The 9,411-nt window shown below is 32.8% G+C and carries 13 protein-coding genes; 9 read left to right on the plus strand and 4 right to left on the minus strand.

Annotation, left to right across the window (positions count from 1 at the left end; genetic code table 11):
- From ACXAFS_RS15165 to ACXAFS_RS15205, 9 genes are all read left to right on the plus strand, one after another.
- The coding region (locus ACXAFS_RS15165; RefSeq protein ID WP_475308024.1) for an RHS repeat-associated core domain-containing protein at window positions 1-979 on the plus strand (979 nt) is incomplete at its 5' end.
- Window positions 980-984: 5 nt separating this feature from the next.
- Entirely contained in the window at window positions 985-1,452 is a 468-nt protein-coding gene (locus tag ACXAFS_RS15170; protein WP_475308025.1) for a hypothetical protein, read from the plus strand.
- Between the two features lie 201 nt (window positions 1,453-1,653).
- Window positions 1,654-2,391, plus strand: coding sequence for a hypothetical protein (locus ACXAFS_RS15175; RefSeq protein WP_475308026.1), 738 nt, complete (start codon window positions 1,654-1,656; stop codon window positions 2,389-2,391).
- A 2-nt stretch (window positions 2,392-2,393) separates the two neighbouring features.
- Window positions 2,394-2,750, plus strand: coding sequence for a fibronectin type III domain-containing protein (locus ACXAFS_RS15180; RefSeq protein ID WP_475308028.1), 357 nt, complete (start codon window positions 2,394-2,396; stop codon window positions 2,748-2,750).
- Window positions 2,740-3,204 (plus strand): hypothetical protein, encoded by a 465-nt coding sequence (locus ACXAFS_RS15185; RefSeq protein WP_475308029.1) that lies wholly within the window; start codon window positions 2,740-2,742, stop codon window positions 3,202-3,204. Before ACXAFS_RS15180 ends, ACXAFS_RS15185 begins: the two co-directional genes overlap by 11 nt.
- Before the next feature lies 1 nt (window position 3,205).
- On the plus strand, window positions 3,206-4,489 hold the full coding sequence (locus tag ACXAFS_RS15190) for a hypothetical protein (protein WP_475308030.1): 1,284 nt from the start codon (window positions 3,206-3,208) through the stop codon (window positions 4,487-4,489).
- A gap of 53 nt (window positions 4,490-4,542) precedes the next feature.
- The gene (locus ACXAFS_RS15195; protein ID WP_475308032.1) at window positions 4,543-4,839 is read left to right on the plus strand and encodes a hypothetical protein; all 297 of its coding nucleotides are present in this window, start codon (window positions 4,543-4,545) and stop codon (window positions 4,837-4,839) included.
- The gene (locus ACXAFS_RS15200; RefSeq protein WP_475308033.1) at window positions 4,829-5,293 is read left to right on the plus strand and encodes a type II secretion system protein; all 465 of its coding nucleotides are present in this window, start codon (window positions 4,829-4,831) and stop codon (window positions 5,291-5,293) included. The genes ACXAFS_RS15195 and ACXAFS_RS15200 overlap by 11 nt, the downstream gene beginning before the upstream one ends.
- The gene (locus ACXAFS_RS15205) at window positions 5,293-6,426 is read left to right on the plus strand and encodes a type II secretion system F family protein (protein ID WP_475308034.1); all 1,134 of its coding nucleotides are present in this window, start codon (window positions 5,293-5,295) and stop codon (window positions 6,424-6,426) included. Before ACXAFS_RS15200 ends, ACXAFS_RS15205 begins: the two co-directional genes overlap by 1 nt.
- Window positions 6,427-6,431: 5 nt before the next feature.
- On the opposite strand, the gene ACXAFS_RS15210 is transcribed toward ACXAFS_RS15205, so the two are convergent.
- The 4 genes from ACXAFS_RS15210 to ACXAFS_RS15225 form a co-directional block, all read right to left on the minus strand.
- Complete coding sequence (locus tag ACXAFS_RS15210) at window positions 6,432-7,469, minus strand: tyrosine-type recombinase/integrase (protein ID WP_475308036.1); 1,038 nt, start codon at window positions 7,467-7,469, stop codon at window positions 6,432-6,434.
- A gap of 48 nt (window positions 7,470-7,517) precedes the next feature.
- Window positions 7,518-7,871, minus strand: a complete 354-nt coding sequence (locus ACXAFS_RS15215) for a hypothetical protein (protein ID WP_475308037.1) — start codon at window positions 7,869-7,871, stop codon at window positions 7,518-7,520.
- Window positions 7,872-8,042: 171 nt separating this feature from the next.
- Entirely contained in the window at window positions 8,043-8,570 is a 528-nt protein-coding gene (locus ACXAFS_RS15220) for a hypothetical protein (RefSeq protein WP_475308038.1), read from the minus strand.
- Between the two features lie 9 nt (window positions 8,571-8,579).
- A partial coding sequence (locus ACXAFS_RS15225; protein WP_475308040.1) for an RHS repeat domain-containing protein occupies window positions 8,580-9,411 on the minus strand: 832 nt, incomplete at its 5' end.

Below are 9,411 nucleotides of genomic sequence, written 5' to 3' on the forward strand. Positions count from 1 at the left end.
AGATTACTATCCGTTCGGGATGCCAATGCCAGACCACAACGTGGAGGGCAACTACCGATACGGTTACCAAGGCGAATATGCCGAGAAAGAACCCGAACTGGGCAATGGGCAGAACTCCTTTGAATTGAGGCTCTGGGACAGCCGTATCGGGAGATGGTTGAGCCCTGATCCTTATGGGCAATACCATAGCCCATACTTAGGAATGGGAAATAATCCAATAAATGGTGTGGATCCTGATGGTGGATGTTTTGTTAAAAATGACGATGGAAAATGGGTGGATTGCGATCCAAATGCCGCACTGGGATCGACTGTCATTTCTTCCGACGGTTATGAGTGGAAAATGACTGAGCAAGGGTGGTGGAGCGATGCTGCTGCTGCTGATTATGGTGTTGATTTAGGAATAGTTCACAAGACGCCATCTATAGATTTGAATACTGTTTTATGGGATTTTTCTGATCAAATGCAACAGTATAGAAGTGACATGAAGTCCATAGTTGACAAAGGTGGCATACCTAGTGCATACTCAATTCAAGGGTATTTAGACTCTTATGAGATGAGTGCTATGACATCAGGTAGAAGCTATGTTACGCTTCAAGATGTACATGATGTTGATTCGTCTGTAGGTAATGCTTTCGCGATGATTGTGCCCATAGGTAGGGTTTTTAAAGGGTTTAATGCGTTTAGAGGATTCAGACATGCAATTACTTTAGGAAAAGGAGGGCTTTCGCCAGTAGGTAGAGCTCTTCAAAAACATCCTAATATAGCTAAGATTGTTACAGCCGAGACTATCACTAAAAATGCATTAAGAAATCAAGTAGGAATGAAGGCATTACAGCATATAATGAGAAATGGAACGAGAACAGTAAAGCCTCATAATACCTTTGGAACAGTAGTCGATTTTAAATTAGCGAGTGGTTTAGGTGCGCGTTTTAATGGAGTAACAAATGAATTCATAGGATTTTTAGGTAGAGGATTATGATTATTATGGACAAACAAATAGATTTAATTTGGAAAAAAATAATTGGTGATTTAGAAGGTGAGGATGTCGTTTTAGAAATTAAGTTATTTTATACAAATCTTGAAATTTATAACAAACTACTGAAGTTTTTAGCTGAGAGTAACTATGATTTTACTTATAATTTCAAAGCAATAAAAGAAGAGTTGCCTACAACAGTTGATAGTGATTTTTTTGAAACAGATTATATAAAAGAAGTTAGAATTAATTTAACTGAAAAATTAAATATTATTTGTGGATTTAATGAAAAAGAAAGTATTGAATTTTTTACTAACTCTGTTTTAAATTTAAAATCTAAAGAGATAGCCCCCCTGTTAAATTTTATCGTAAGGATAGGAAAGTATCTTAAAAGTAATGTTTATCTATATGTAGAACAATACCCAAAACCATCTTCTTTCTATGATTATTCATCAAATAGTTGGTTTGTAAGTGTGTGAATAACACAGGGTATCTTGCACATTTTGAGCTATATTTTTAAGGTTAAACCTAATTATCCCAACTTTTAACATTTATAGTTATGATGTAATAAAATTTAATAAAAGAAGATGGCGGAGTGTCATACTAAAAAAGAGACAAATTATAGCTACAGATTTTGTTCTATCTACTGCTAATCTTTATATTTACATAAAGAGATAAATATGCATAAAACTCATTTTCTAGTATTGGTTTATATTGGTCTTTGCTACTTTAATTGTAAATCTATCCATGTAGCTAATGAAACCCAAATTAAAACATCTCAATTAGCTGAGTTAGGAAGTATCGGTGAGGATAAACAGTTTCTTTTAGAAGAGGACTACAACAGCACTGCTATCCCTGTATATGACGAACCTGTAAAAGTAAGTGTCAGTGTGTTGGAATTTAATAGGACGAGTTATAAAGCTTTTTCAAAAGCGAATAATAAGAAAAGTCAGCCTTTAACTGTAGATTATGTAGATTCCTTAGAAAGGAAGCCTCGGTTTTTAAAATTAGAACTAGCGGATAGAGTTGCCGTTTTAAATACTCTCAATAGTACAGAGAATGGTGCCGTAAAAGATTATATAAAAAATAAAAAAGACGCTCACATTATTTCTGCTATTTCCATCGCATTTAATCAAGAAAAGATGAAATCCATTATAGATGCTGATGCTTTATTCTTAGAACAAGAGCCAGATAAAACATTCGTTTTAAAAGCCTATAAAAATAATAGTATACTAGGTAGTTTTAAATTTAACGAAGGCGTTGTATTTGCTTATCAGGCTTCAAATTTTTGTTGGCAAGAAGACGACAAATACCAACTAAACATTGTAGATATAGTAGAGCGCACGGATAAATGTCCAAGTATGACATATAGAAGTGCTAAACGCGCAAAAAAGAAAATTGATTATTTTAAATTTTAGTCATGAGGTATTTAAAATTACTTTTAGTTGTATTTATATTGTTTAGTTGCGAAGAGATTATAGAAGTCGTAGATATCTCTAATGAAAACGTAGTGGTTTTGGCACCAACAGACACTGCCACATTAACAATTGTGGATATTAACTTTTCATGGGAAGCTGTTGAGGATGCCGAGCAGTATAAACTACAAATCGCAACACCCAACTTTGAATCGGCTAATCAAATCGTATTAGATACAACGATTACCACTAAAAGTTTTAACCAAACCTTAGAACCCGGCAATTATGAATGGCGCGTAAGAGCTGAGAATTCAGATTATCAAACAGCTTACAGCACACAAAGTTTTACAATTGAAGAATAAAACAAAAACATATATTTTACTTGTTGCTGTCCTAGGTATTTGGGGAACTATTGGTTATAAAATTGTTAATGGCTTAAGCCCAGAAAAAGAAAAGGTAACAGCACAAACCTTTGATGTAGCTTTTAATCCCAAACAATCAAAGCAAACCGATACATTTTCTATAAATGATGTAGAAAGAGATCCGTTTTTAGGCACCTTAACTTTAAAAAAAACTGCTTCAAAGTCACCAAAAAAAGTCTCTGTTATAAAATCTGATGTTACAATGCCGAGCATTACCTATGGTGGATTGATTCAAAGGCAAGACTCTAATTCAAAAGTGTTTGTAGTAAACATCAATAACCAACAGCACTTATTAAAGTTAGGGCAAACCATTAATGATGTTAAACTGATTAAAGGCGATAAAGCATCTATTACTATTCGCTTCAACGGAAAGAATCATATTGTAAAACTTTAGCATGTTTAGGTTAAAGTTAAAAGCTGGCGCACTTCAATTGACTACATTTATCATTGTGGTTATCGCATTATTATTAACCGCTTTTATTTTGTTGATACATGTGCATAAGCAATTTCAAGTTCAATCTGATTTTATAATAGAAACCACAAAGCAATCCAATGATGGTATAGACTATTTGCTTAAGAATTCAATTCCGCCAAGCCAAAAAACAACCCTTATATTAGATGGTGAAGTTGGAAAAACCTTAGAGATTTATAGCGATTTTTGGGGTGTTTTTGAAAAAATTGTGAGTACAGCGAACATAAAAAATAATAGTTTTCAAAAAACAGCGCTTATTGGCTCTAAACAACTCAAAAACAATAGAACGGCTTTATATGTTCAAGAAAATGACAAACCTTTAGTTTTAGTAGGTAATACAAAAATTGAAGGACTTAGCTATTTGCCACGACAAGGTGTTAAACCCGGTTATATTGGTGGACAATCCTATTATGGATCACAACTGATTCATGGTTCAACGAGAGTGTCTTCGATACTTCCAAAACTTTCTACCGATATTGTTAATGCTATTTCTGAGTTAGATAACATAAGTTCTTCTCTAAAACAGGACCAGTTTTTAAACGATCAACAAGGAATTCGGTATAGCAACTCGTTTTTAAACCCGTTAAAAATTTTATATTCAAATAGGGATATTAATTTAATAGATGCAGAACTTACAGGACATATCATTGTGCAATCAAAATCTAAAATTATCATTCACTCATCTTCAGATTTAAAAGATATCGTTCTTGTTGCACCTGAAATACAAATACTACCCAATACGGTTGGAAGCTTTCAGGCTATTGCTTCAAAAGAAATTATAGTTGGTAAAGATGTTAGCTTAAATTATCCTTCATCCTTAGTTTTGAAAGAAAATTCAAAGATTGATCAAAATGGTAATATGCTTAGTTCTATCGAGAAAACACCCAGAATCATTATTAATGAAAATACAAACGTAAAAGGTTTAATTCTTTATCTTGGTGAAGACAATCCTAATAACTATGAATCACAAGTTCTAGTAAAAGAGAGATCAACTATTTATGGTGAACTTTACAATAATCAGAATACAGAATTAAGAGGCACTATTTACGGAAGCGTGTTTACCAACAATTTTATTGTCAACCAATCTGGTTCGGTATACCAGAACCATGTCTATAACGGGACGATAAATGTCAATGAACTACCTCAAGAATATATAGGATTGTTATTGGAAGACTCAAAAAGAGATGTAGTGAAGTGGCTATACTAAACAAGATACATATAACATTTAATCGCAATTATCGCATAAAGGGATCTACCTTGATGGAAACTCTTGTAGCTACCGTTCTGATTGTCTTGATTTTTATGTTGGCAAGTATGATATTGAACAACTTGTTTTCAAACACCATTAAAAACAATACCCAAGCTATAGATAATCATCTAAACGAATTGCAGTATTTGCATAAAAACGAACAACTTCAGTTACCATTCACTGAAGTATTTCAAAATTGGAATATTTCTATAGAGAACTTTAAAAAAAATGATAAAGTTTTCGTAGAATTTGAAGCTATAAATTCAAAAACCAATAAAACAATTACAATTGTTAGTATTGAAGACTAGAAAAAAAATAAAGGCATTTACACTCAGTGAAATCATTGTAGTACTCATACTCACTAGTGTTGTGGTTGGGTTGGCGTTTTCAGTATTGGGATTGGTACAAAAGCAAATGTTTGCCATTCAGGCTAATTACAATAAGAATCAAGAACTACAGAAGCTGGAGACAAGTTTATGGATAGATTTTAATCGTTATCCAAATATCCGATATGATTCTAATGTAGATCAATTGGTTTTAAAGCACGAATTAGATTCAATATCCTATTCTTTTTCAAAAGAATTTATTGTCAAAGCTCAAGACACCTTTAACATTGTCATAGAAGCAAAACAATTTTATTTTGACGGCGTTCTGTCACAAACCAACAAGGTCGATGCCCTAAAACTCAGAACAACTAAAGCTTATCAAAACAGAGAATTATTTATCTTTAAAAAAAATGATGCAACACTTTTTATGGATTAATGGGATTTCAACTAGACAACATACAAACGGCTAAAAAAAACCAGACTAAAACTTCTGACAAAACCTCTTTCTTGCAAAAAGAGATTACACTTTTTGGTAATAGTTTTTCTAACAAGGTTAAAGAAGATTTTTATACAGAACTAAGTGTGTTGTTAAAGGCAGGTATTACATTAAAGGATGCCTTAGAACTCATAGAAGAGTCGTTAAAAAAGAAGCCTCAAAAAGAAAAACTCAATACAATATCCAAAGCCATTGTATCAGGTGCAAGTCTTTCGGAAGCGATTGATCATCCTAAGGAATTTTCAGAATACGAATATTATTCACTAAAGATAGGTGAAGAAACAGGAACACTAATAGAAGTCACAAAACAATTAGGTGAGTTCTTTGCCAGAAAGAACGAACAACGTAGAAACTTAATCAGCGCATTAACCTATCCAACCATTATATTGGCTACAGCTGTTTTAGTAGTTATTTTTATGTTGAACTACGTCGTACCAATGTTCCAAGATATTTTTGAACAACAAAAAGTAGAATTACCTGCAATCACCAAATTTATCATCACCTGTTCTGAGTTTCTAAAAAACTACGGATGGATCTTGTTATTAGGTTTTGCTATTCTCGTTGGTTCTAGAGCGTTTTTTAATAAAAAGCTATGGTACAAAAAGATTAAGGATCGATTTGTCCTAAGACTTCCTTTTATTGGCGAGTTCGTAAAGACCGTTTATCTATCACAGTTTACCCAAGCCGTAAGCTTGTTAACCGCTTCTAAAGTTCCTGTGGTAAATAGCATTCAGCTAGTAAAGCAAATGATCAACTTCTATCCATTACAGAATGCCTTAGAATCTGTTGAACAGGATATCCTCAAGGGAAAATCGCTTAGCGATAGTCTAAAACCACACAAATTATTTGACAATAAAATGGTGGCATTGGTAAAGGTCGCAGAAGAGACTAACCAAAACGAGTTTATTTTTCAGCGTTTAAATACGCAATATAGCACGCAAGTACAGCAAAAATCCAAATTGCTTTCCACGTTGTTAGAACCAGTAATTATTATGGTCGTTGGACTGTTGGTTGGTGTAATTCTAATAGCTATGTATTTGCCGATGTTTAGATTGAGTAGTGTTTTGGGGTAAATAACCTAATAATTTTCTAACTTGCTATGCACTTTGTCAATTTCTCTATCCATATAGGCTTGAGCATAATGGATATAACGCGCAAAAGAATCACTCGATTGGCTATGACCACTGATCTTTCGTACTAAATGTTCTGGCATACCCAAAATAAGTAAGGTGGTTATTGCTGTCCTTCTCATCATGTGCGAACTCATTTTTTCATAAAATAATACTTGCTTTTGTTTTGTCTTTTTTAAAGCCTTACCCCTAATCTCTCTTGATACATCAATGGGTGCATTAAATTCAGCCTTTTCACCTATTTTCTTAACATGTTTATTAAAGTTAAAAAGTGAAATAGGCTCAAATAGTGGCTTTTTATTGCTCTTAGATTTATATTTTTGATAAATCTCCACAGCATAACTTGGTAGCTTTATAAAGCTAAAAGTTTTTGTCTTTTTAGATTTTATTTTTAAATACCAATCATCTTCCTGCTTCTCAAAATTTTTATTGGTCAACAGAAAAATATCTGAATAGCGTAAACCAGTAGTACAGCCAAAAACAAAAATATCTTTAATTCGTTGTAAACTTTTAGACAAGCTACTTTCAAAATCTTTATCATGAATTAAAAATTTTAATTGCTCTGGTGAGAGTACAAATATTTCTATGTTCTCTGAACGCACATAGAATAAACGTTGAAAGTCACCAGTATGAAAATCTCTATCGTTTTTAAGGTAATTAAAAAACGTACGGATAACTTTTATGTTTGTACCCACATAATTGTCATGGCAACCATTTGCGTAAAGATACTCTGTAAACCGTTTGTAAAATTTCTTCCAATAGTTTTTCTCACTAGTATATTCACGCTTTTTGAGTTTAGAGGCATCACAAATGCGTAGCTCAAAGTCTTTTTCTATACTAAACTTCTTAAGGTTATTTAAAACATACTTATAGTTTTGTATAGATTGCGATTTTATCTTTTCACCATTCTTCTTTAAACGTTTACCAGTTTCTGTATCTCTTATAAACGTGTAAAATAAGGGTAGTAATTCTGTCTGTTTTTTCATTTAAGCGTAAAGCTTAAATGTAATGAATTTTATTTTTTGTGTTATGGTTTACTTTAAGGCAATAAAAAATCTATCTTTTACAGTATTTATGCTTTCTTTTTTCTTTTTCATGACAGCCACTAGTTTCAAACTAGCACCAGCGAGGGGACCATTAGGCATAATTTGATGGTTACGATTCCAAACGGTGACACCATCGGTATAGAAAAGCAAATTACCGTCAGGATTGGATATCGTTGCACAACCTTCAAAGGTGTTTAATTCTCCATCTAATAATACTGTGGGTGTGCCAGAATTAAAATCTAGACCCGAATTTTCCCCAAAATACCAAATATTGGCTTCATTTTGAGCTAAGTATATAGACGATAGACCAAGCAGTATGTAGGTTAATAGACTCTTTTTCATCACTATACCAAATATAGTAATTACGTTGATACTTTAATGAGACACACCTATCTTTTTAGCTATTTTCTAGCTTGGAATTTCTTTTAAATCTATAGAAAAAACAGTTCTTTTGTATGAATAACTTTGACAACACTGGTTACAAACTAGCACTAGCGAGAGAATCCGTACACCTTATTGTGACCAACTCCTACTATATTTCCTATATAAAAGTGTATCTTTAAAATGCATTTCTATAATATCCTTTTCATTTTTAAATCCAATAGAAAAGACGGCATCCTCTCGTCCTATTTTACTGTCGATGTCAAATGTGGTCAAATAAAGATCATGATCATGAATAGCTAAAGCATCCTTGAGGAGAACCCCTTTATTAAAAAAGAAAATATAATTCCAATATTCATATTGCTGAATGTCTACCTTTCCTTTATTTTCCATTCTCTTTCTAACACTATCATTTACGACTTTATAGCTAAAATCAAAATATTTCCGTAATTCATTATCACTAAGATTTTCTACTTTTAATGAATCCCAATCAAAACAATTTACAGTCTTATTAAAATTGAGAATTCTTTTTTTTGAAATTATTTGCTTCTCCAAACTTGTTAAGCACTCCAATTGAGATTTATACTTAATATCTAACTGTCTATCGCAAGAAATAAAGATAAGAATTAAACCTAAAAAAATAAATTTGCGCAAATTCATCGTTATTAATTATTGTTTAAACTCAGGTATTTCTAAACCGAAAATGTTAATATCCCCATTCTTAACACCTTCTTCAAAAACTCTTGAAAATTTGTGTTGAAAATCATGATGCCCTTTAAGAACATTTTCACTTAAATAAAACGCCCATTCATTATTAATCAAATCCTGTTCTACTCTTGCGATTTGATGAGCACGTCCTGGGGGTTTATCAAGATAATGACGTAGTCCGCTAAACTCGTGTAAATGTCCAAAATATCTAGCTTTATCAACTCCCAAATCATACGCATTTAATAAATAGAAGGAAACGTGATGCGCTGCATCTGCTACAGCCCAATTTGTCGTTTCTTTGTAATACTCTTCTAATCTACCAGAAATATATCTATTAGATTTAATATTGAATTTATCGAATATAGATAATTCTTTTAAAAACTCAACTTCCCAACGAGTTGCTCTAAACTCATACCCCCAAATTTCAGCACTGATTAGTTCAGTTCCTGTATTCCATTCCTCCTGAGTAAATCTATACTCAGTTACTTCCGTTCTACCATCATCTAAAGAAAATTTTAATTGGTCGTCTATATAAATATTGAGAGTATCTCTTCTACCGTCTGGGTCAATCATCAGTATTGGATTGTTGCTCATACCTAGATAAGGTGAAGTATGTTGTTTAGCAGGGTCTGGACTTAACCACCTACCAATACGACTATCCCATAATCTAGCCTCAAAAGAGTTTTTGCCCTCTAATTCTGGTTCTTTCTCGGCATATTCCCCTTGGTACCCGTAGCGGTAGTTGCCCTCCACGTTGCGGTCTGGCATTGGCATCCCGAACGGATAGTAATCT

It is taken from the genome of Winogradskyella sp. ABM4_392 (assembly GCF_056160445.1).

Bases quoted from the DNA above. Each gene is read 5' to 3' on its own strand.
- ACXAFS_RS15180 (WP_475308028.1), top strand. From the start codon at position 2,394: ATGAGGTATTTAAAATTACTTTTAGTTGTATTTATATTGTTTAGTTGC.
- ACXAFS_RS15220 (WP_475308038.1), bottom strand. From the start codon at position 8,570: ATGAATTTGCGCAAATTTATTTTTTTAGGTTTAATTCTTATCTTTATT.
- ACXAFS_RS15170 (WP_475308025.1), top strand. From the start codon at position 985: ATGGACAAACAAATAGATTTAATTTGGAAAAAAATAATTGGTGATTTA.
- ACXAFS_RS15205 (WP_475308034.1), top strand. From the start codon at position 5,293: ATGGGATTTCAACTAGACAACATACAAACGGCTAAAAAAAACCAGACT.
- ACXAFS_RS15175 (WP_475308026.1), top strand. From the start codon at position 1,654: ATGCATAAAACTCATTTTCTAGTATTGGTTTATATTGGTCTTTGCTAC.
- ACXAFS_RS15190 (WP_475308030.1), top strand. From the start codon at position 3,206: ATGTTTAGGTTAAAGTTAAAAGCTGGCGCACTTCAATTGACTACATTT.
- ACXAFS_RS15215 (WP_475308037.1), bottom strand. From the start codon at position 7,871: ATGAAAAAGAGTCTATTAACCTACATACTGCTTGGTCTATCGTCTATA.
- ACXAFS_RS15210 (WP_475308036.1), bottom strand. From the start codon at position 7,469: ATGAAAAAACAGACAGAATTACTACCCTTATTTTACACGTTTATAAGA.
- ACXAFS_RS15195 (WP_475308032.1), top strand. From the start codon at position 4,543: ATGGAAACTCTTGTAGCTACCGTTCTGATTGTCTTGATTTTTATGTTG.